General features: G+C 67.2%; 1 protein-coding gene. It reads left to right on the top strand.

Going from position 1 to position 274, the window contains the following annotated elements:
• Positions 1-274, top strand: a 274-nt coding sequence (locus tag ACIPVK_RS21860; RefSeq protein ID WP_407614079.1) for a hypothetical protein, incomplete at both ends; no start/stop codon positions are given.

The raw sequence follows: 274 nt of genomic DNA, 5'->3' as shown, positions 1-274 counted from the left end.
TTCGCGGCGGTCATCGCCGCCACGGAATCCACCGCGGTCTTCACGGGGCTTGAAGCCACCGCGGTCTTCGCGGGGCTTGAAGCCACCTTCGCGACGGTCATCGCCACCACGGAATCCACCACGGTCTTCACGGGGCTTGAAGCCACCGCGGTCTTCGCGGGGCTTGAAACCGCCTTCACGACGGTCTCCACCCTGGAATCCACCACGGTCGTTGCCGCCGCGGAATCCACCGCGGTCTTCGCGCGGCTTGAAACCACCCTCGCGGCGGTCATCG

Source organism: Paeniglutamicibacter sp. MACA_103 (assembly GCF_045798555.1).
Lineage (GTDB): Bacteria > Actinomycetota > Actinomycetes > Actinomycetales > Micrococcaceae > Paeniglutamicibacter.
The sequence above is the reverse complement of the archived record's forward strand: the minus strand, read 5'-3'. Positions and strand labels throughout refer to the sequence as shown.